18 protein-coding genes are annotated in these 21,765 nt (G+C 46.1%); 6 read left to right on the top strand and 12 right to left on the bottom strand.

Annotated features, from left to right (window positions below):
* Window positions 1–56 precede the first annotated feature (56 nt).
* Window positions 57–512, top strand: coding sequence for a methylglyoxal synthase (locus AC3D28_RS19365; RefSeq protein ID WP_488536382.1), 456 nt, complete (start codon window positions 57–59; stop codon window positions 510–512).
* 81 nt (window positions 513–593) lie between these two features.
* Here the strand turns inward: AC3D28_RS19365 and helD are convergent, their stop codons facing one another.
* A complete protein-coding gene (gene helD / locus AC3D28_RS19360; RefSeq protein WP_488536381.1) occupies window positions 594–2,663 on the bottom strand; it encodes a DNA helicase IV in 2,070 nt (689 codons plus the stop codon).
* 313 nt (window positions 2,664–2,976) lie between these two features.
* Here helD and yccS point away from each other — a divergent pair, with 313 nt between their 5' ends.
* The 3 genes from yccS to AC3D28_RS19345 all read left to right on the top strand — a co-directional run bounded on the left by yccS (window position 2,977) and on the right by AC3D28_RS19345 (window position 6,788).
* Window positions 2,977–5,130: a YccS family putative transporter gene (yccS, locus tag AC3D28_RS19355; RefSeq protein WP_488536380.1), complete on the top strand. Its 2,154-nt coding sequence runs from the start codon at window positions 2,977–2,979 to the stop codon at window positions 5,128–5,130.
* 255 nt (window positions 5,131–5,385) lie between these two features.
* On the top strand, window positions 5,386–5,547 hold the full coding sequence (locus tag AC3D28_RS19350; RefSeq protein WP_179885571.1) for a hypothetical protein: 162 nt from the start codon (window positions 5,386–5,388) through the stop codon (window positions 5,545–5,547).
* A gap of 245 nt (window positions 5,548–5,792) precedes the next feature.
* Window positions 5,793–6,788, top strand: a complete 996-nt coding sequence (locus AC3D28_RS19345; RefSeq protein ID WP_488536379.1) for an ABC transporter substrate-binding protein — start codon at window positions 5,793–5,795, stop codon at window positions 6,786–6,788.
* A 164-nt stretch (window positions 6,789–6,952) separates the two neighbouring features.
* Here the strand turns inward: AC3D28_RS19345 and AC3D28_RS19340 are convergent, their stop codons facing one another.
* The 6 genes from AC3D28_RS19340 to AC3D28_RS19315 form a co-directional block, all read right to left on the bottom strand.
* Window positions 6,953–7,684: a DUF3726 domain-containing protein gene (locus AC3D28_RS19340; RefSeq protein ID WP_488536378.1), complete on the bottom strand. Its 732-nt coding sequence runs from the start codon at window positions 7,682–7,684 to the stop codon at window positions 6,953–6,955.
* Entirely contained in the window at window positions 7,681–9,417 is a 1,737-nt protein-coding gene (locus tag AC3D28_RS19335; RefSeq protein ID WP_488536377.1) for a hypothetical protein, read from the bottom strand. Before AC3D28_RS19335 ends, AC3D28_RS19340 begins: the two co-directional genes overlap by 4 nt.
* 101 nt (window positions 9,418–9,518) lie before the next feature.
* Complete coding sequence (locus tag AC3D28_RS19330) at window positions 9,519–11,120, bottom strand: BCCT family transporter (RefSeq protein ID WP_488536376.1); 1,602 nt, start codon at window positions 11,118–11,120, stop codon at window positions 9,519–9,521.
* Between the two features lie 104 nt (window positions 11,121–11,224).
* Window positions 11,225–12,220: a membrane dipeptidase gene (locus tag AC3D28_RS19325; RefSeq protein WP_488536375.1), complete on the bottom strand. Its 996-nt coding sequence runs from the start codon at window positions 12,218–12,220 to the stop codon at window positions 11,225–11,227.
* Between the two features lie 72 nt (window positions 12,221–12,292).
* Window positions 12,293–13,753, bottom strand: coding sequence for an aldehyde dehydrogenase family protein (locus AC3D28_RS19320; protein ID WP_488536374.1), 1,461 nt, complete (start codon window positions 13,751–13,753; stop codon window positions 12,293–12,295).
* A gap of 74 nt (window positions 13,754–13,827) precedes the next feature.
* Window positions 13,828–14,226, bottom strand: coding sequence for a RidA family protein (locus AC3D28_RS19315; protein WP_488536373.1), 399 nt, complete (start codon window positions 14,224–14,226; stop codon window positions 13,828–13,830).
* A 155-nt stretch (window positions 14,227–14,381) separates the two neighbouring features.
* Here AC3D28_RS19315 and AC3D28_RS19310 point away from each other — a divergent pair, with 155 nt between their 5' ends.
* Window positions 14,382–15,272, top strand: coding sequence for a LysR substrate-binding domain-containing protein (locus AC3D28_RS19310; protein ID WP_488536372.1), 891 nt, complete (start codon window positions 14,382–14,384; stop codon window positions 15,270–15,272).
* 57 nt (window positions 15,273–15,329) lie between these two features.
* Here AC3D28_RS19310 and AC3D28_RS19305 read toward each other — a convergent pair whose 3' ends face one another.
* Window positions 15,330–16,457: an NADH:flavin oxidoreductase gene (locus tag AC3D28_RS19305; RefSeq protein ID WP_098413794.1), complete on the bottom strand. Its 1,128-nt coding sequence runs from the start codon at window positions 16,455–16,457 to the stop codon at window positions 15,330–15,332.
* Window positions 16,458–17,008: 551 nt separating this feature from the next.
* Window positions 17,009–17,767, bottom strand: a complete 759-nt coding sequence (locus AC3D28_RS19300; protein ID WP_488536371.1) for an SDR family oxidoreductase — start codon at window positions 17,765–17,767, stop codon at window positions 17,009–17,011.
* Window positions 17,768–17,856: 89 nt separating this feature from the next.
* Between AC3D28_RS19300 and AC3D28_RS19295 the strand changes: the two genes are divergently transcribed.
* On the top strand, window positions 17,857–18,813 hold the full coding sequence (locus tag AC3D28_RS19295) for an IS1595-like element ISVal3 family transposase (protein WP_086558361.1): 957 nt from the start codon (window positions 17,857–17,859) through the stop codon (window positions 18,811–18,813).
* A gap of 90 nt (window positions 18,814–18,903) precedes the next feature.
* On the opposite strand, the gene mmsB is transcribed toward AC3D28_RS19295, so the two are convergent.
* Genes mmsB through AC3D28_RS19280 form a run of 3 tightly spaced genes read right to left on the bottom strand, consistent with a single transcriptional unit; the run spans window position 18,904 to window position 21,754 of the window.
* Window positions 18,904–19,809, bottom strand: a complete 906-nt coding sequence (mmsB, locus tag AC3D28_RS19290) for a 3-hydroxyisobutyrate dehydrogenase (RefSeq protein ID WP_488536370.1) — start codon at window positions 19,807–19,809, stop codon at window positions 18,904–18,906.
* Window positions 19,810–19,820: 11 nt separating this feature from the next.
* Complete coding sequence (locus AC3D28_RS19285; protein ID WP_488536369.1) at window positions 19,821–20,960, bottom strand: enoyl-CoA hydratase/isomerase family protein; 1,140 nt, start codon at window positions 20,958–20,960, stop codon at window positions 19,821–19,823.
* A gap of 8 nt (window positions 20,961–20,968) precedes the next feature.
* On the bottom strand, window positions 20,969–21,754 hold the full coding sequence (locus AC3D28_RS19280; protein ID WP_488536368.1) for an enoyl-CoA hydratase: 786 nt from the start codon (window positions 21,752–21,754) through the stop codon (window positions 20,969–20,971).
* Window positions 21,755–21,765: the final 11 nt, after the last annotated feature.

The raw sequence follows: 21,765 nt of genomic DNA, 5'->3' as shown, positions 1-21,765 counted from the left end.
AAAAAGTGTTCTATTGAAAGAGTCCAATTAATCATCATAAATTCGGTAATAACTTGATGCAAAAAACCATTCGTACCATGCCAGCACACAAAAACGTCGCGTTGGTTGCTCACGATCACTGCAAGCCTGAGTTGCTTCGCTGGGTAACAGAAAATAAAGAAAAATTGCAGCGCCACTTCCTATACGCAACGGGCACCACCGGCCACATGTTGAGCAAAGAAACGGGCCTTGCGATTAAAAGCATGATCAGCGGCCCAATGGGCGGTGACCAGCAACTTGGCGCTCTTATTTCTGAAGGCAAGATCGATGTATTAATCTTTTTCTGGGACCCTCTGAACGCAGTGCCACACGACCCAGATGTAAAAGCGCTTCTTCGTATCGCCAGTGTTTGGAATATCCCTGTTGCGGCCAACCGTGCCACGGCGAAGTTCCTATTCGATTCACCGCTCTTAGAGCAAGAAGTGGATATTGAAGTGCCTGACTACGATGCCTACATCGCCGAGCGCACCTAAACGCCATTGATATTCCTCGATAACACAAAGGCGATACTGAGTATCGCCTTTGTGGTTTTTGGAGGTTACTCACCCTACATTTTAGCGTGGGGACTTAATGGGGTAGTCACCCGTCACTAACTCCTGAACAAATGCTGACCCAGCACCTGTATGGGTAATCCAAACTTTTTCTTTTGCTCGAGTCATTGCGACATAAAACAATCTGCGTTCTTCAGCATAAGGGAATTTGTCTTTGGACTCTGTCAGTGCACCATCAATGTGAATTTGCTTTTTCTTCGCCGGAAATTGTCCCTCATCAACAGAAAGAATGATGACAAAATCCGCTTCCCTTCCCTTACTCGCGTGACAAGTCATAAAGCGAATATCGAGATTTGGGAAACGCCTTAACCAATCATCATACAAATCTGGCTTATGATAATGATTACGCCCGAGCAACAAAACTGACTTGGTTTGCTTTGCTTGTTGATTTAATTGATCAAGGATCTTTTCAACTTGGTTACTTGGCGCGGTATGCACGCTCTTTTGCTTACGTTGTTTGTGACTGTTTAGCGCCTTAGGTAACTGAGATGGATTTTGTTGAACAAAGGTATTGGCAACATCACCAATCTGATTGTTAAAACGGTAAGTGGTATCAAGGTGATGAACGGTAGAATGCACAAATCGCTCTTTAAAACCAGTAATGAGGTTTACATCAGCCCCTGCAAATTGATAAATAGCTTGCCAGTCATCACCCACTGTAAATAAAGTAGCGCCCGCTTGTTTCTGTGTTGACTCGCACAGCGCTTCTATCAGTGCCAATCGGTCTGGAGAGATATCTTGGTACTCGTCAACCATGACAAAACGCCAAGGTGAAACAAATTTTCCTTTCTGTACATAATCCGTCGCTCGACTGATCATGGTTGGGAAATCCACTTGGTTACTCTCTTTGAGCATTTTTTGCCAAGCAGTAAAACATGGCCAACACAAAGCCAGTTCGCTGTTTAATCGAGTGTAATCTTGATGATTCACCAACTTTTCTTGCACTTGCTTTTTACTCAGGCCGATGGCCGCTAAGTGGGACAGTTGTGCGTCTAGCCAAGCGATCAGCTTCGGGTTTTCTGAATGGCTGCCTAGCTCATCATCCCCTTTTAAGTAGGCGATCGGCCATTTATCTAAGTGCTTTTGCCAGCGTTTAAAATTGGTCGGCGTCATCCAGTGCTTTTTCAGCCAGTCCACACACCAAGCATTACGCTGGTTATCATCCAACGCTAAGCAACTAATTTCGACAGGCTGTTGCTCCACTTGGTTTAAAATGTATAAACCCAATTGATGGAAAGTATTTACACGCACGCCTTCTGCCGCCATACCGACTTTATCCACGAGTCGCTCTTTCATCTCTGTCGCCGCATCCCGGCCAAACGCCAACATGAGCAACTCTTCCGCTTGCGCTTGATGACTTTGCAGTAAATAAGCGACTCGCGCCGTCAAAACACTGGTTTTTCCTGAACCAGCACCGGCGAGGACTAAGTTGTGATCATCATTAAGCAACACCGCATATTGCTGAGATAAGTTCAGGGGCGAAGATTCAATACGATTGAATAGCACTTCCCAATTAGGGCGCTCTTTTTCAAGCCAGTCTCGGTTTCGTTCACCCAGCGTGGTCGACGTATCAACAAGCCAAGGCTCAATTTCTGACATCCGGTTCGGCATCCGCATTTTGGCTTCTTCTAAAGTGGTTTTTATCTCAATCAACTCTTGATTAAGATTCTCAACCCAGCCCAGAACTTGAGAATGCGATAAGTACGCAGGAAGATGCTTGAGCTTGTCTAGCTCTTCTTCCCATTTAGGCAGGTATTCCGCTAACTTTCGACACTGGTCGTTGTGCCACTCTTGATATTGACGCACCGACTCTAGGGCGAACTTTCGGCATTGAGGCCAAGGTAACCCCTGAACAAGCCAGCTTTGTTGTTTATCGCCTTGTTCATGGGCAAAAAATTGAAGAGAACTCCAGAATAAACCTCGCTTTACCCTGACTTTGCCATTCCAAACCGTAAAAGGGATATGCTCTTCACTACCTATTGAGCTTAATAAAACACTGTTTTCTTTTATTTCGACGTGATGGTACTCATTTTGAATAAAAAACTGTGCTTTGCTAGTGGCAGTGAGCTGCATGAAACGTGCGCCTTTTAAGTTAGAAGTTGTCGGTTTATATCATTTTAAGGCACCGAATTGTAGTAATGGCGAGCCTCTAAGTAAGCATCTTTTTTTATTCTTTAATAAAATTCACATTACTGTCGATTTAATGAGCGAATAATCATAAGCATGTAAAATTTCATTGTCATTGAGAACGAAATCAAGTTTAAGTCAATGACATCACTGTTGATTTCATAAACAACAACGATATTTTTTTAAAGTAAATCATAAACACGTTATAGTGGCGTTGCTAATATTTCCCCCATATTTCATCGGTAACGTAAGGCGCATTGTGCAAGCAACTTCTAAATTTCGACTCTATTGGGCCAATAAAACCATAAATTATAGCGTTCTTATCTTAATCACCTTGCTAGGGGTCGTGATCCCGACCTGGCTCTTTGAACAAAATACGCTAATAACGCCACTTACTCTAGGTGTTATCGCCGCTGCGTTGGCTGAAACGGATGACAGTTTTACCGGGCGAATTAAGGCGTTACTCCTTACCTTCCTCTGTTTTGCTGTGGCGGCTTTCTCGATAGAGATTTTATTTGATACTCCTTGGGCCTTTGCGGCAGGGTTATTTATTTCCACCTTTTGCTTCATCATACTTGGTGCGATTGGCCCCAAGTATGCCAGCATTGCATTTGGCTCTTTGCTGATTGCTATTTATACCATGCTCGGCGCCCATGAGAGCACCAACATTTGGTTTCAACCACTATTGTTACTAACAGGGGCGGCGTGGTATTACTTTATGTCAATGATTTGGCAGATGTTTTGGCCACTTCAACCCGTGCAACAAAGCTTGGCCAATGTGTTCGTTCAACTGGCGAACTACCTTGATGCAAAAGCAAAGCTGTTTCATCCGGTCACCAACCTTGCCCCTCAGCCAATGCGAATTGAAGCGGCTAAACTTAATGCCGCGACGGTCATGGCATTAAACGCTTGTAAAGCGACATTGCTAAACCGCTCCAAACGAGGTCATATTGATGGGCCAAGCGACCGATTTTTAAATATTTACTTTATCGCACAAGACATTCACGAACGCGTTAGCTCAAGCCATTATCGTTACCAAGATTTAGCAACCGAGTTTGAACGCTCCGATGTATTATTCCGCTTTAAGTATCTCCTAGAGTCTCAAGCTCAAGCCTGCCGCGATATTGCTCAAGCCATCCAGCTTGGCAATGAATACACTCATACCGATCAATCCATTTTGGCTTTAGCTGAGCTGCAAAACTCTCTCGCTTATTTAGAAGAACAAAAGCAAGGCCACTGGAAGCGCTTGCTGATGCAGTTAACATATTTATTCAATAACTTAGCGACCGTTGAAAAACAACTCAACAACATTAATAACCCCGATGTTGAAGGCTTAGAAGAAGAAACTTTGGCAGATACCAACCCGCATACATTAAAAGCGATGTGGCAACGTATTTCAGCCAACCTACACAAAGATTCGATGTTGTTTCGTCATGCATTGCGTATGTCGATTGCATTAACCGTCGGATACGGGATCATCCAAGTGTTCAGCATCGATCGAGGCTATTGGATACTGCTAACGACACTGTTTGTTTGCCAGCCAAACTACAGCGCGACACGTCAAAAACTCACAGCGCGAGTGATTGGTACGCTGGCAGGGTTATTAATTGGTGTTCCACTGCTTACCTTCTTCCCGTCGCAAGAGAGTCAGTTGGTGTTTATTGTTATCTCTGGCGTCATGTTTTTCGCATTCAGGATGAACAATTATGGGTACGCGACCGGCTTCATCACGCTATTGGTACTCTTTTTGTTTAATCAATTAGGAGAAGGTTACGCCGTCGTGTTGCCTCGTTTAGCGGATACGCTTATAGGCTGTGCACTCGCAGTTGTGGCCGTCTTGGTTATCTTGCCTGACTGGCAATCGAGAAGACTGCACAAGGTAATGTCGGATGCGATAGACGCAAATAAGCAGTACCTCGATCAGATCATCGGTCAGTATCGAATAGGAAAAAAAGACAATTTGAATTACCGCATTGCCCGACGCCAAGCACACAATAATGATGCAACACTCTCTTCTGCTATTAGTACGATGCTTGCTGAACCGGGTAAATATCGCGCCGCCCTTGATGAAAGCTTTCGCTTCTTAACCCTCAATCATGCAATGTTAAACTATATTTCGGCGCTCGGCGCACACCGAACGCGTATCGAAGATGAATCTATTCACAAGCTGGTTTTAGATGCTCACCGCTGCATTCATCAGCATTTGGATGTACTCCATCAACAGCTCCACCAACATTGTGAAACGTGTGATCTTTCTGGCATCGACGATGCCGGCCTTGAGCAACGTTTAAATGAATGGCGGGACGAAGATGACAGTTCCGCCCGGATGGTGTTGCAGCAGCTTTACCTTATCTATCGCATGCTCCCAGAGCTACATTCATTGGCGAGTAAGTTTGCGGTGAGAGTTAACTAGCCTCACGTATCAATAACAGACTATAAACAAAGGGAAGCCCACTTGGCTTCCCTTGTGATCTCCCCCTTAAATAGACGGAAAAAACCTGACATAGGAAAATCTGACGTATCACTTAACACAGCTTGACAATATTCGGACAAAAGGTAATCGATCAAATCATAATCTACTTATATTGAATAAGTATGTTGTGTCCCTATCAAGGACGACGAAATACGGCTAACGAAGGATAAGCCTAAATACAACGAGGAAATTGAGATGACGGCCCAACAATTTAATGAGCTCAAGCAAAAGCTGAGTAACCTGACTGCCAGTCAGTTAAAATCACTGCAAGGTGAAATCAGCATTAAGTTAAATAACAAGCAAAATCCGCTACTGTCTGTTGAAGAAAGAGATATGTTATCCAAACTATTTGTGTAATCAAACCGTGGATATTCGATAACTTCGTGACCGTTTTTTATTTAGAATAACGTCTTATCGAAACGTTCGACCTTACTCCTTCGTATAGGCCGTCCATGCGCCACGACCGCATAAGGCTCCTACCCTAAGCCTGACGTCAAACATTATTTTTCTGCTCAACATCACTGAAAAAACCTTGTTTTCTGAACCTTCATAAGTCTATGCATATAATGAAGTAAAGGATAACGATAAGGGAATTCAGTCACATGAAAACGACACCTTCAATACTCTCCGTTCTGCTGCTATCTGCACTTTCAACTCATACAAGCGCCAGCGAATGCGGCAAAATTACTATCGCAGATATGAACTGGAATTCGGCCAGTTTAATGGCGCACATCGACCAATTTATTCTTAATGAAGGCTACCACTGTGATGCGGAATTAATCCCTGGTGATAGCGTTCCAACGGGCACGTCAATGATTGAAAAAGGCGAGCCCGATGTTGCACCCGAGTTGTGGACAAATGGCATTAAAGAAGCACTCGATAAAGGTATTGCCGATAAACGCTTACGTATTGCAGGCGAGTCGCTGGTAAATGGGGGTGAGGAAGGTTTTTGGGTCCCTGCTTATTTAGTCAAGCAATATCCAGAACTGGCAACCATCGAAGGCGTTATTAAGCATGCGGCGTTGTTTGAACACCCGGAATATGAAGAGAAGTTCGCCTTCTATAGTTGTCCTGCGGGCTGGACATGCCAAATTACGTCTGGTCACCTATTTAACGCGTTAGGGCTGGATAAACATGGCTTTGAGATGGTCGACCCTGGCTCCGGCGCCGCCTTAGCCGGCACCATTGCCAAGGCTTATGATCGCAAGCAGCCTTGGTTTGGTTACTATTGGTCACCAACGCCAGTATTGGGTAAATATGAGATGGTCAAAGTGGACTTTGGCAGCGGAACCGATTTGGACGAGTATCGTAATTGCACAACTCAACCAGATTGTGTATCACCAAAAGTGACGATGTACCCGCCCTCACCCGTTCGTACGGTGACAACAGAAGCGTTTGCGAATAGAGAGCCCGCAGCGTTCGCTTATTTACAAAAGCGGGGCTTTACTAACCAGCAGATGAGTGAACTGCTCGCGTGGATGGAAGATAACTACGCTGACGGTGAAGAGGCGATGTTCTACTTCTTTGATACCTATCCTGATTTATGGAAAACATGGGTATCTAAAAACGTCGCGATGAAGATCGAAAAAGCACTGTAACGATCGCACGCCAAAACGAACAAATTATTTAGCCTCCTTTCTATAACGATTTAGGAGGCTAACTATGCTCATACATGCTATGCCGGCTCATCGTTTCTGCTGGGATCTGATACAACAGAAAAAGGCCGCGTACGCCGCCTTAATGTGGCTTATTTGTATTGGCTCTAAACCACCCCACCCGCACCTTGTATTGAGCGCTCGCTACTTTCAACTAAGAATGCCGTTGCGCTTTGCTTAAGGGTTTCCCACTCTTGGTCTTCAACAAAGATGCCATTTTTCCATGATGTTTGCTGAGCTCGGATCAACTCATCTCCTTCAATATGAATAGCATAATCTTGTGAGCTCTTTTCAAGATCGAAATCGTTGATTGAAAGCTCAATGATCATGCGATGAAGATCCGTCTCCTGTTCATCAACCTGATCCGAGAAAAATACTTCGGGTGCGATACGTCCTCGATTGAGTACATAAAGCGTGCGTCTTGGGCTGGAACCATTAATCCACTGTGCGCGGCAAGCAATCCCTTTAGCCGATAACTTCAGTAGTTCACTGAATGCTAACCAGCGATTATGACACTGCTTCAATGTAACGGTAATGGATTTGCTGTTGATCATTTTCTCAAGTGCGAAGTCCAACACGGTAGGTAAGTGGCACGCCACACTACCATTGTGCAAATCCACCTCGATGCTCGATGGCGTGCTGTTGGTCACCGATACGGCGCAGTCTGAATCTAACCCAAGAAACAGGCTGGCGTTATTAAAGTGGCGTACTCCGTGCAAACCGACCATTTGCAAATCCGCCACCATGTTTGCGATGACATCCGCCTCACCACAGTGACGGCGCATGCCAAGAAATGCCTTATTAACCACGGCCACCAATTCGTTGTGAGAGACGATCATACTGCAAATCCTCCGTTGATTTTTTGATTGTCACTTTGCGTAATTTCTTCACGCTCAGGCATGCTTGGGAAAATCCAGTTATCTGCCAATTGCGGGTCGTGAATTTCATCCAACAGCGGCGCGCCTTGGAAGAAGGTCACGCGAACCCAACGATCCGAGCGTGGATCAAACTTAGTCGCACCAAATATGGCCAACTTACAACGTAATAAATGCATCGGCAGTGCATCTTGGCGTAAGACGTTCATCTGAATGTCGCCCATAGCTCGGTTGCCTAACGTCCACACTCGACGGGTAATCGAACGGTATGCCGGATTTTGCAACAAAAACTCGGCAACAGACGTCTCTTCGCGGCATCCTAGCAAGGCGTGATAAAGACGATTCACCTGTCTTCCGATATCGAGCGGCAACTCTTTTTCTTCTCCAGCCTCTTCACCACGTACACCAAGCCTTGGCTCTTCTTTGTCTTGCGAGCGATACCAGAACCAGTAGTTGTTCTCGGCCAATGAATAATCGGCCTCTATCGCCCAGCGATATTTGTTTTTCAATACGTCGAGTAAATCTTGGACCTTTTTCCCACCCGTAATAGATAACGTTTCATTCGTGTTCATTTGGCTGGCAAATTCGTCCACCAAAGAGGGGTAAAGCTCAATCAAGCAAGAGGTGAGGATTTCTTGGGCTTCCACACACATTGTTTTCTTTTGCTCGACCAAACTCGCCCAGTTCGGATGCGATGCCATTAACGTTGTAAGCTCAGACAATAGTTGTTTGATGTCCGCTATCGCTTGGTGATTGAGCCTGTCTTGATGCTCATTAATGGTGATAACTTGCTCTAGGTGACGTTGCGCTTTGTTTAGTAAAGCTTGCAATGGCGTATGGAATGATTCTTCACATGGCATGGCAAAGACTCGCGCAATAGCACGTTCGCGAGAGGTCATCCATTGGTCAACGATACACGGGTGATTAATCAAGTATGGGGCCATGCCCAAACCGGTTGCATTACCCACACCTAGGTAGCGCTGCAAACCGCGATGCAGTGCCACCGCCTTATCGCCTCCCTGTTGAAGCGCCAAATAATGCACCCAATCTAAGCTGAATTCACGCAACATATACACCGCACACATTTGCGCGCTAAACGACTGGCTAAAATCAGAGTTATTCTCTAATAATTTGAAGTCAGCAATACCAAACTTTCCGTTACCATAAACGGCCGTGGTACGCAGGATATAACCCACTTCCGCTAGTTCTTTAGGCTCAGGCTGCTTACCTTGTGACAGCGCGCTGACGATATGTTCAAACACTCGTACACTTTTATTCGCTCGGGCAAGAACAAGAACATTATTAGAGTTACGCCCCGCCTCTTGGAGCCTGACATTCGCTCTTAGTCTTTCTAACAAAGTGACATCGACACCGCCTTGAACTAATGCGAATGTGACGTCCCACTTTTCAGCAATTACGCGATCATTACGTTCGTCATCAGCAATTTCATCGCAGAACACCACTAAGTGATAAACGTGTTCCGGCGTGGCCAGTTTATAAATCACGTGACCATAACCACGCGGACAAAGTTGCCACTCATGCTTGGTTACTTGCCAGTGTTGACTCGCCATATTACGAATCAGACTACGGACAAAGCTGATTCGGTTTTGGTGCATAGCGCCAAGCCTTTCTGCTGCCATGACAATCGCTGCGTCGCGCATAGTTGCTTCCGTATAAGTAGAACGATGTGCATCCATTTTGCTCACCACCTAGTTGTTATTATAAGAATGTTAGGGTTTGTGCGGATGCAGGAGGAAAACACCCGCACAAGCTCCACGTTGTTTGAATTAGATAATCTTTATAGCCCTTGATCTTTCGCCATCTTGATTGCGATTTGCGGTGCGTTCCAAAGTGACGGCAACAAAATCAGCGAAACCGGAACCGCGGTAATCACAATGAAAGATTGCAGAGCGGAGATACCGCCAGAGCCAAGAGAAATCAGGATCAGTGCCGTCACACCCATCATCACGCCCCAGAAGGTACGAATGATCGCGTTTGGTTCTGTCTCACCGCTGATCACGACGCTGATGGTGTAGGTCATTGAGTCACCCGTCGTGACGATGAAGATCGTGGTTAAGATCAGAAATAGAATCGAAGTCAGCATCGGCATTGGCAGTTGCTGAGTCACCGCAAGCAAAGCACCTGGTAAGTTAAAGCCTTCAAACGCTGCACTCACACTGCCTGGCTCAGCCATTTCGAACGCCAAACCCGAGCCACCGACGATCGTGAACCAAAAACACGTGGTTAATGGGGCTACAATACTGATGGTGGAAATGACTTGGCGGATAGTACGACCACGAGAAATACGCGCAATAAAGATCGCCATCATCGGACCGTAACCTAAGAACCATCCCCAGAAAAATACGGTCCACCAGCTTAACCAACCTTCGTCACCGCGGTAGGTCGCCATCGGGATGAAGTTATCCAACATGCTTCCGACCCCTTGAATGTATCCGTTAAAGATAAAATTCGTCGGACCAAAAATCAGCACGTAAACCATCAATCCCATCGCCAAAATTACGTTGTAACGACTGAGCAACTGCATTCCACGGCTCAAGCCACTCAGCGCCGATATCGTGTAGAGTGCAATCGCAAACAAGATAATGATGAGCTGAGTGGTAAAGCCATCAGGAATATCAAACAATGCATTTAATGCGTAGCTAACCTGCAAGCCTAGAAACCCAATTGGCCCGATGGTCCCTGCCGCCACAGCGATAATACAGCACGCATCAATCAACGCGCCGACTTGGCCTTTAAGTGCTCGCTCACCTAAAATTGGGTAGAGTAGAATACGTGGCTTTAATGGTAAGCCTTTGTCGTAATGCAAATGCATGACCACGATAGAGGTTAAGCTGCCAACAATTGCCCAAGCCAGAAAGCCCCAGTGCATAAAAGATTGAGACAATGCATTCACTGCCGCTTGCTGCGAGTTATCTTGCGCGCCATACAAAGGTGGCGGATTCACATAGTGTGCGATAGGCTCTGCCGCCGCCCAAAAAACGCCGCCACCAGCCAGTAGGGTACAAAAAATAATCGCCATCCAACGAAAGGTGTCCATTTCCGGCTTAGCGATCCCACCCAACATCACCTTACCTGTTCGCCCTGCAGCTAATCCAAGACCAATAAGAAAAGTGAGAAGAAGCAATAACTGCCAGTAAGGCCCAAACACTTGAACTGCCCAGCCAAATCCGGCATTAACGAGTGTCGATAACAGCTCGCCATCATAAAGTGCGATGGCGACGAATAGGCCGATAAAGCCGCCGCTATACCAGAAAGCGGGGTTATTTAGACCTAATTTATCCGTGGTGTTAGTCACCGTTGATGTTTTGCGTGTTGTTTGTGCCTCGCCTGATGACACGCTCACCGCGGAAGCTTTCATGCTATTGGTAAAATCAGACATACTCTGACTCCAGAGGTTTGTTGCAGCTGCCAAAGACTGGCTACAAGATGTGAGTTTTGCACCTGCCATATTGTTGTTATGTTGGCAGGCGGTTCCTGTTAGGGTTATTTCGGTGAGATAGGCTCGAGCCCTTCTTTGAGAAAGTTGAACCAGTTTTCACCCAAGATTTTCCCCGCCTCAGATTCACTGAATCCGTGACGCATTAATCCGTTGTAGATGTTCTCCATCCCTACACTGCCGCAGAACCATGGCAGCGCATCTGGCCATCCCGAGTTACTTGCTGACCCTTCGCCATAGTCCATCGCTTTTGACCAACGACCGTTGCGCATCCATTCCAACACTTGTTGCGGCTGGTTTAAGCACAGGTCGCTACCGATGCCTAAATGGTCGATACCAAACATATCTGCGGTTTTCGCAACCATTTGGCAGAAGTCATCCAGCGTACACTGGCTGCCATTTGGCAAATGGAACGGGTATAAGCTGAATCCAATCAAGCCACCACGCTCGGTTAACGCTTTGATCACCGTATTGGATTTGTTACGCAGTGCGTCATACGCAAATGTCGGGTTGGCATGGCTGATACAAATAGGACGCGAAGAAAGATCGATAGCTTCCAACGTTGAACGCTCGGCACTATGGGACATATCAATGATCATCCCAACTCGGTTCATCTCTTCAATCGCTTGCTTACCGAAGCGAGTTACCCCAGAGTCGTTTTGTTCGTAACAACCGGTCGCCAGTAAGCTTTGGTTGTTGTAAGTCAGCTGCATGATCAGCAAACCTTGGCGGCGCATCACTTCAATCAAGCCAATTTCATCATCAATTGGAGAGCAATTCTGCGCGCCGAAGAAGATCCCAACTTTGCCTTCGGCTTTGGCTTTTTCTACGTCTGCCATTGAATAGATAGGCATGATGAGATCCGCATTTTGCTCGAAGCGCAAGTTCCACTCAGCAAAACGGGTTAAGGTTTCACGTGCGCTCTCGTGATACACCATGGTGGCATGAACGGCGGTAATGCCACTCGCCTTTAGCGTTTGGAAGTACTCTCGATCCCAATTGCAGTACTGCAACCCGTCAATCACAATCCGTTGTTGGTACATAACCACTCCTTAAAAAACAATTTCTTAGCCTTTCAGTGTGGGTAGCTGACGCCATCAACTACCCAACTGTTCTTAGTAAGGGCGCTGATAAGCGGTTTTCACCACGGTGTAGAACTCTTTGGCGTACTGACCTTGCTCACGAGGACCAAAACTAGATTCTTTACGGCCACCAAATGGAACGTGATAATCCGTCCCCGCGGTTGGCAAATTCACCATCACGCATCCAGCCTGAACTTGCTGCTTAAAGATGGCACTGCTACGCAGGCTTTGAGTGATAATGCCGCCGGTCAGACCAAAGCGTGTATCATTAGCAACCGTAATCGCTTCATCAAGATCAGACACGCGGATCACACTCGCCATGGGTGCGAAGACTTCTTCTTGGTTCACTTCCCAGCTATTTTGTGTGTTCAAAAACAGGGTTGGCGACATGTAGTAACCGTCATGCTCAAGGTTTAAACGCTCGCCACCGAAAGCCAACTCTGCGCCCGCTTGACGGGCATTTTCAATCCAGCCGAAATTGGCATTCAGTTGATTTTCATCCACCACTGGGCCCATGAATACGCCCTCTTTCAGTGCGTGACCCACTTTCAGCTCACCCATGCGTTTGATTAGCGCTTCAACATACGCATCGTGAATGCCGTCCATCACGACTAAGCGAGACGATGCGGTACATTTTTGTCCCGCCCCAGAAAACGATCCCGCAATTGTCGCTTCAACCGCAATTTGAAGATCTGCATCATCAGCGACAACCAATGCATTTTTGCTGCCCATTTCCAACTGGCAACGAACAAAGTTTGGCGAGGTCGCTGCTGCCACTTTACGACCAGTATCAACAGAGCCTGTAAAGCTGACACCGTTAATCTCTTTGGAGTTAATCAGCGTATTACCCACTTGAGAACCGCTACCCAAAACCAGATTAAACGTGCCTGCAGGCAAGCCTTGGCGATGGATAATCTCAGTGAGAGCCACAGCGCTTGCTGGGGTTAAATTTGCCGGCTTCCACACCACGCTGTTACCAAATGCAAGTGCTGGCGCAATTTTCCAAGCCGCGGTAGCTGTTGGGAAGTTCCAAGGAGAAATAATGGCGATAACGCCGACGGCTTCGCGAGTCACTTCAACGGAGACACCTGGACGGACAGAAGCAGCGTTATCGCCAATTTGACGCAGCACTTCAGCAGCAAAGTATTGGAAGAATTGGCCTGCACGGTAAATCTCACCACGGCCTTCAGCAAATGGCTTACCTTCTTCACGTGAAAGCAAGGTGCCCAATTCGTCACAGCGTGCAATCAGCTCATCGCCAATCGCTTGCAGCACCGCTTGTTTGCGCTCAATGGGTGTTTTTTCCCACTCTGGTTGCGCCGATTTTGCTGCTTGGATCGCTTGTTCTACTTGCGACACACTCGCTTGAGCGAAATCACCAATGTTTTCGCTGATATCAGAAGGGTTAATATTGGCGATGGTATCCATGCCCGATTGCCATTCACCTGCAATGTAGAGGGATTTTTCTGCTTGAACATTGTTAATAAAAGTCATGGTTCTTTCCTTGTTCTTCCGATTTCTGATGGCAAGCCACCAATTCACTGATCTCTAATAATTCTTGTTATGGTTTATTCTGATTGGCTTGCCGACGCGTAGACGACGAACTCCACCAGCATTTCTTCTCGTGCTAACCCTGCAACCACCATGGCGGCGCGGTTTGGATACGGCGCGTCAAAATATTCTGCGTACACTTGGTTAACGGTTTTTAAGTATTCTCTGTCGGTCACGTAAATCAGGACCTGCAACACCGAGTCCAAAGATTCTCCCGCGCACTCTAGGGTATGAATAAGATTGTTAAAGGTTTGGCGTGTTTGTGCTTCGATGCCGCCTTCAACTACAACGCCGGTATCATCGATAGGGATTTGTGCCGTATACAGGGTACTGTTGTTAACAATTGCCCATTCGAGCGGCGCTTTAGAAGCAAACAGACTGGTTTTTACTGGGTATTTTTTAGTAGGAGTATTCACGTGCCTTTCAACCTTTGTAGCAGCTTTGTTTCAATATGGTTAAATAATGCACATTGACAGACGATAAATCTAACGATAAATTCTTTACATTCGATAAATTAAACTTATCAGAATATTGAGAATAAGGTAAATAAAGGGATGACGAGGCATTGAGGATGAGTATCAAGCTTCAACAATTAATCCATTTTGTGATGGTAGTCGAAGAAGGGGGGTTTCGAGCCGCTTCACACCGAGCAAACCGCACTCAAGCAGCGCTATCAACGTCAATCAAAGAACTAGAAAAAATACTTGGACAAACATTATTTGAGCCAGGAAACAAAACTAAGTTGACGCCTTTTGGTGAGATCTGTTTACCTAAAGTGGTGCAGTTTCTCAATATCTACAACGCGTTAGATAACGACTTAAAAGCCGCGGCCGCAGGACAACAAGGACGAGTGAGAATTGCCAGTGTGCCTTCTGTGGCGGCTAAACTCATCCCGAGTGTACTGGGCGCCTTTTGTGAACAGTATCCTAATGTGGAAGTGAGCTTGATCGATGATAACGCCGCGGGCGTCGAGTCTCGCTTGCTCTCTGGAGAGGTCGATTTAGCCCTCGGCAACCCATCTCATTTAGACGAAGGCGGTATCGACTTTACGCCATTGCTATCCGATCCAATTGGTGTGGTGTGTTTACAAGACAATCCCATCGCCAAACACCCTGAAGGGGTCGAGTGGCAAACCCTGCTCGAACAACCTTTTATTCGCAACGGGACCTGCACGCTACTCGATCCCACCCCTGCCAGAGCATTGAGCGAGCAAGCGCTCTATTCCGTGGAAAATATCACATCACTATTTTCTGTATTAGAACTGGGGATAGGCGTAACCACATTGCCGAAACTCGCTTTCCCAAATAATGAAACTCGTTTAGTTTGGATCCCGCTTATCGATCCACCGCTCGAAAGGCAAATTGGTATCTTTACCTTGACCGACCGCACGATCTCGCCTCAAGCCAAGGCATTTCATGATTTGTGTGTACACTACCTGAACTATCAAGATAAAAAAGCATAAAGCATTCCTTGCTTTATCGACATCATTCAAAAACCTCTGCTATTTAAGTGGCGGTTTTTATGCATTGAGTGAAGCCTTTAGCTCCTTACGACGGTTTCGATTTTTATACACCACACAGAAATTACCACGCTTGGTACGACATTTAGAGCAACGTTCGCAATCGACTGGGGCACGATCACCCTCTTTCCAACGCTTGACCAATTGAGGCTCTGCCAACAACGGGCGTGACACCGCGAAAAATTGGATATCCGTGTTTTCCGCAATTTTCTCAATCGCATCAATGTCGCTCAACCCACCGACAGTAATCACCGGTACGTTTACATCTTGACTGATCACATGACCATATTCGTGGAAATACCCTTCTTCTTGCAGTGTGCAGCCGTCGAAAGTTTCGCCAACAAGTTCGCTGGCTTTACCATGAATGTTGCCAGAGACAATGATGGCATCGACGCCGACTTCTTCGAGCTTTTTACACACGGTGCGTGTTTCACTGAAGGTTAACCCACCGTCGAAGAACTCTGTTGCGGTCAGCTTTACAAGAATTGGGAAATCACTCCCTACTAATTTTCTGGTTTCAGAATAAATTTCCATAAGAAAACGCATGCGATTTTCTAAGCTGCCACCATATTCGTCTTCACGACGGTTGTAATACGGGCTTAAAAATTGGTTAATTAAGTAAGTGTGCGCGGCGTGAATTTCGACCCCATCAAAGCCAGCGTCTTGAGCACGTTTACTCGCCGATGCAAATGCTTTTACGATGTAGTCGATCTCGTCCTGAGTCATCGCTTTGCCTTGCGTATTCGTGCCACGTTCGGCCACATCACTCGGAGCGAAGATCACGCGTTCGCCGACGTTGTAGGTGGTTTTGGTGCCACCGTAAGCAATTTGCATGACGATTTTAGAATCGTGTTGATGTACTAGCTTTGTTAGCTTTTTGTATTCTTCAATGAACGAGTCGTTGTAGATCCCCATCATACCTGCGTTGGGTTTCTCTTCTTCGACGATATTGGCATAACCGGTAACAATCAGACCCACTTCACCTTTCGCCAACTCTGCGTAAATATCGTAAAGCTTATCCGTCATGTGACCATCTTCAGTCGCCATGTTTTCCCACGTTGCGCTACGCACAAAACGGTTCTTTAGGATCATGTTGCCAATGCGGGCTTCGGAAAACAAAATGCTCAAAACCAGTCCTCTTAAATTTGTCTTTATGGTGCTATCTTTTCGCAAGTAACCAAGAACGAAAAAGGAACAGCGATACACAATGTATGGCTGTTCCTTCTCTGAATCCTTGAGACTTACAATCTACAGGCGCACCTTAATGCCTCGTGGGTGACAAAACTTTAATCTGGATTAAGGTTTAGTGCGTTAAACGCGACTTACTTTAGCTATCCTTTGGAAAAACTGGTCTTTGAGTAAACACATAAATAGAAAGGCCAACAAAAGGACAAAAATAAAAGTTCCTCTATCTTAACCAGTGCGTCATTTGCTTCAATGGCGAAGCGACATTCGCCGCAGAAAATTGTCATCAATATCTAACTAATGATTTCACCTAGAGTTTGAATGGTATTTTCTTTTCATTATCGAATGAGAAAGCATTATTCATGGTGTGAGACTAAAGCTCGCTCTATGAATAAAATAGGACCGCCAAGGCTACCCTCGGAGCAAGTGATGCTCTTTGAAAGCGTGATTAAGCGACCACTCTAACGAACAAGAATGAAGAGTTTTGATTGCGCTTACATCCGGATACCGCCGTCCACTTCTAATACTCTGCCAGTAAAATAATCACTCTCAAGAATGTATTTTACCGCGTGCGCGATTTCACTTGTTTCGCCCATTCTTCCAATTGGGATCATTTTTTCTAGACGCTCAATCGCTTCCGGCTTCATTTGCTCTGCCATTGAGGTATGAACAACCCCAGGCGCAATCGCTGCTGCGCGGATACCGTATCTTGCTAGCTCTCGTGCCCAGGTGGTCGCCATGGTTGCGACCGCCGCTTTAGAGGCAGAATAGTTGGTTTGCCCAATGTTCCCTGCCCTTGAGACACTAGAAATATTGATGATAACGCCTTGTGAGCCACTCTCAATCATTTTAACCGCTGCTTCACGTCCACATAAAAATGTCCCCGTAACGTTGACGTTCATGACCAAATTAAATTGCTCTAATGACATTTTGCTTATCACGCCGTCTTTGGCTTTTACAAGTAATCCATCTCTTAACACGCCTGCATTATTGACTAGCCCATTGAGTTGGCCAAAATCTTGGATAATTGCATCAAACGTGGTTTCAACGTCGATCTCGTTCGTTACATCCACTTGATAAGTCTGTGCTTTCGCACTGAACATTCGACACTGCTCTTGTGTTTCCATTAAGCCGCTGGCATTTACATCTAATAACGCTAAATCCGCTCCGGCTTGAGCGAGCGTAATTGCCATCATTTGCCCGAGTCCCTGCCCTGCTCCTGTAATGGCAATCACACTACTTTTTATGTCCATATTTGCTGCCCTCCATTGCTAATAATGTTGGCTATGTTCCCTTTAACTGTTGTTATACTTAAAGTAGGCAACGATTGGAGGGAACTCCTATGCTTCAGTCACAGTTCCACAAGCTTATAAAACTGCTACCCAAGCTCACCGATAATCAATCTGTACTACTCGAACAATTCTTGAGAGGGGTTGAACCTGTCTCGCAAGTCATTCGTGAACTTGAACAAAGAGTCGTTGACTCCCCTGAATGCCCTCACTGCCATAGTTCACTCATAAATCGCCATGGCAAGGTTAATGATATGCAGCGATATCGCTGCAAAAACTGCCTAAAAACATTTGTCGCTACGACAGGTACGCCTCTTGCTCGATTGCGTTACAAAGAACAATGGGTTAACTACATGAAGTGTATGCTTGATAGTAAAGTGCTGCGTGTCAGTGCTAAAGAGTGTGGTATCAACCTGAAAACATCATTTCGCTGGCGTCATCGCTTCCTTGAATTCCCTGCAACGCTAAACGCATCAAAGCTTGAGGGGATCATTGAAGCAGATGAAACTCTATTTCCGTACTCTGAAAAAGGCTCAAAAAAGCTAACACGTAAACCAAGAAAACGAGGAATGAGAGCGCATAAGCGTGGTCGCTCTAAGGAGGATTGGGTTCCAGTTTTAACGGTCAGAGACCGAGGTAAGCACACGTTTGAGTCAATCTTGCCTGATGTAAAAGAAGAAACACTAGCCAAAGAGTTAGCAGGCAAGCTAGAAAAAGATAGTGTGCTCTGTACTGATGGCCATAAGTCTTACATTAGTTTATGCCTTAACAATGACTTAGTGCATAAGCAACTCAATATATCCGCAGGATTAAAGGTCATTGACCGAGTTTTTCATGTTCAAAATGTGAATGCTTATCACAGTCGCACCAAAGAATGGATGAAGCGATTCCATGGAGTAGCAACGAAGTACCTAGATCATTACCTTGGTTGGCACCGTTACATGGAAGTTACTGAAGAACTTAATGAAAACAGGATGTTAAGTCTTCAGCAACAATTAAAGGGAACATAGCCATAATGTTCCCTATTTCAAACTTGTCTAAATTGTCAGAAATGATGCGTTTTACTTCACCATTTCAGACGGTTTGTAGCAAAACTCGGTCTAGCCTTTCTTACTCTTGTAAAACTCAAACAAGCTTGAGAAGTCTAGCTCACCGTGGCCACTCGCGTTGTGGAAAGAATATAAATTACGCGCCAGTGCGCCCATCGGAACCGAAGAGTGCGTTTGTAACGCCGCATCTAATCCCAAACCGAGATCTTTCAACATGAGTTTGCTCATAAAACCCGGTTGGTAATCGTGACTGGCTGGCGCACTGTCCATCACGCCCGGACAAGGATTGTAAAGCTCCAATGCCCAATTTCGGCCAGAGCTTTGCAACATGATATTTGATAACACTTTGGGGTCGAGGCCATGATCGATGCCTAGATTTAACGCCTCGCACGTGCCAGACATTAAAATGCCGAGCATGAGGTTGTTACAGATTTTCGCCATTTGTCCATCGCCCGCTTTCCCTGCATGGAAAACGTTTTTGCCCATGTACTGCAAAATGGCATTGGCTTTAGAAAATGCCTCATCCGAGCCACCGACAATAAAGGTTAATGTCGCCGCTTTTGCTCCTGCCACGCCACCCGAAACGGGCGCATCAACAAACAACACGCGCTTATTTGCTGCTTCATTCGCGACTAATCGTGCGGAGTCCGGATCAATGGTTGAACAATCAATCATTAAGGTACTGGGCGCAACAATATTCAAAACACCGACGCCACCGTGTAAGTCACCAAGATACACAGATCGAACATGAGAACCAGCAGGCAACATCGTGATGACGGTGCTTGCTCCATCCAGCACTTCCTCGATAGAGCTCGCCACCACTGCACCAAAAGGCGCAAGCTGTTTTGTCACTTTGTCATCGACATCAAATACTTGCACATTAAATCCTGACGCTAACAAGTTTTGCGCCATCGGATGCCCCATTCTGCCTAAACCGATAAATGCGATGGTACTCATGATCATTCTCCTTATTGACCTCGTGTTTCTTCACCCAAATTAGCCAATGGATGTTCGTCATCCGGCCAAAGTGAGGTAAACAACGTATCGATGACATTTTCATCGACTTCACTGACATTGTTAAACATCCAGTTGGGCTCACCATCACGGTCGATAAGCCGTGCACGAACGCCTTCTTTAAACTCACCTAATAAGGCGCTGCGAACCGATAAACTCAGTTCCAAGCGGAAACAATCTGCAAGCGATAAGCCGTAATATTCTTTCACTTGCCTGAAACAGATATGCGCGGTAATCGGACTGCCCGCTGCGAACGTTTTTTTCGCGTTTTCTATCCATTGACTGTTTCCCTCGATAGCCATAATTCGCTGCGCGATGGCATTAAGGTCATAACCTTTGCACGCTTCTTTTATCTGCTCTAAGTATGGACAAATTTGCGTGGTTGGTTTGCTATCAATAACCTGTTGTTCCATTGAGTGTAGTAGTATATTTACCAACTCTTTCGCATCTTCTTTGTCCCATTGGAACCCCTTTAGCGCCTCCAACAAAGCTGAGTACTGCTCTTCGAGCAATAACCACTCGGCCAAACCAATAGTGACAGCGTCACTTGAATTCACCATTGAACCTGTCAATCCGAGGAATAAACCCACTTGCGGGTCTATCTGGCTTAAAAACCACGTACCTCCGACATCGGGATACAACCCAATATTGATTTCTGGCATGGCAAGGCGAGAGATTGGCGTCACCACTTTGTGGCTGGTTCCCATAAAAAGCCCCATCCCACCACCCATGACAATGCCTTCTCCCCAACCGATGATAGGTTTGTTGTAGGTGTGGATCAGATAGTCACACTCATACTCCAGCGAGAAATAGTCGGTGCAGAACTCGGCCGCTTTTTCTTTGCTCTCGTTATGCATGACGTGATACATGGCTCGAACATCACCACCAGCACAGAATGCTTTTTCTCCAGCGCCAGTAAGTACCACGCAAGCCACATGCGGATCGTCTTGCCACTTGATAAGCAGGTCGTTAAGTTGAACCAACATGTCGTACGTCAATGCATTCAATGAAGAGGGGTTGTCTAACGTTGCGATACCAACTCGGTGCACGCCATCTGAGCAATCCATTTCACTCATGGTTACCATCCCTACCATGCGGCCTCCTATCGGTTTTTCCACTGCGGTGGGCGTTTCTCTAAAAAGGCGCGAACACCTTCAACTTGATCTTCCGTATCAAAAAGATTCAGAAACAACTCTCGCTCCTTAACTAAGCCATGCTTCAGTGGCGCTGAGCGCATATTTTGAATGAGCGCCTTACATGCGGCGACAGAAGATGGTGACTGGTTGGCAACCGACTCTGCAAGCGCCATCGCTTTGTTTAAAGCTTCTCCTTTAGGCACAAACTCTTCTACTAAGCCTAGTTCTTTTGCTTTGCCTGCGCTGACTTGTTCACCGCATAAAATGATGCGTTTGGCCCAACCTTCCCCCACTAAGGCCGTGAGATTCTGGGTACCGCCAGCACAAGGTAAAAGTCCGACTTTGGCTTCTGGTAAAGCCAATACCGCTTGTTCTTCGACGACTCGAATGTCACAAGCCAATGCCACTTCTAAACCTCCGCCCATGGCGTAACCATTAATGGCGGCAATGGAAACACCACGAAATTCCGAGAGCGTTTCAAACGCTTCACCAAAGCATCGTGCCATGTCTAACGCAACCGCTTTGTCACCATCAGAAAATAGCTTGAGATCCGCACCAGCAGAGAAAAACTTTTCTCCACTGCCGGTTAAAACCAGTGCGTAGACCTGCTTATCATCGTTAAGTGTGAGTATCAGCGACTTCAGTGCCTTGAGGCTCTCTGCTGTCCACGTATTGGTTGGCGGGTTGTTCATCGTCACCACCGCGACGTGATTCGTAATGGTATGTTGAATGGCTTCTTGGGTTAATGGCATATCTGAATCCT

It is taken from the genome of Vibrio sp. TAP-3B (assembly GCF_057784735.1).
This window is presented reverse-complemented; position numbering and strand designations above follow the sequence as displayed.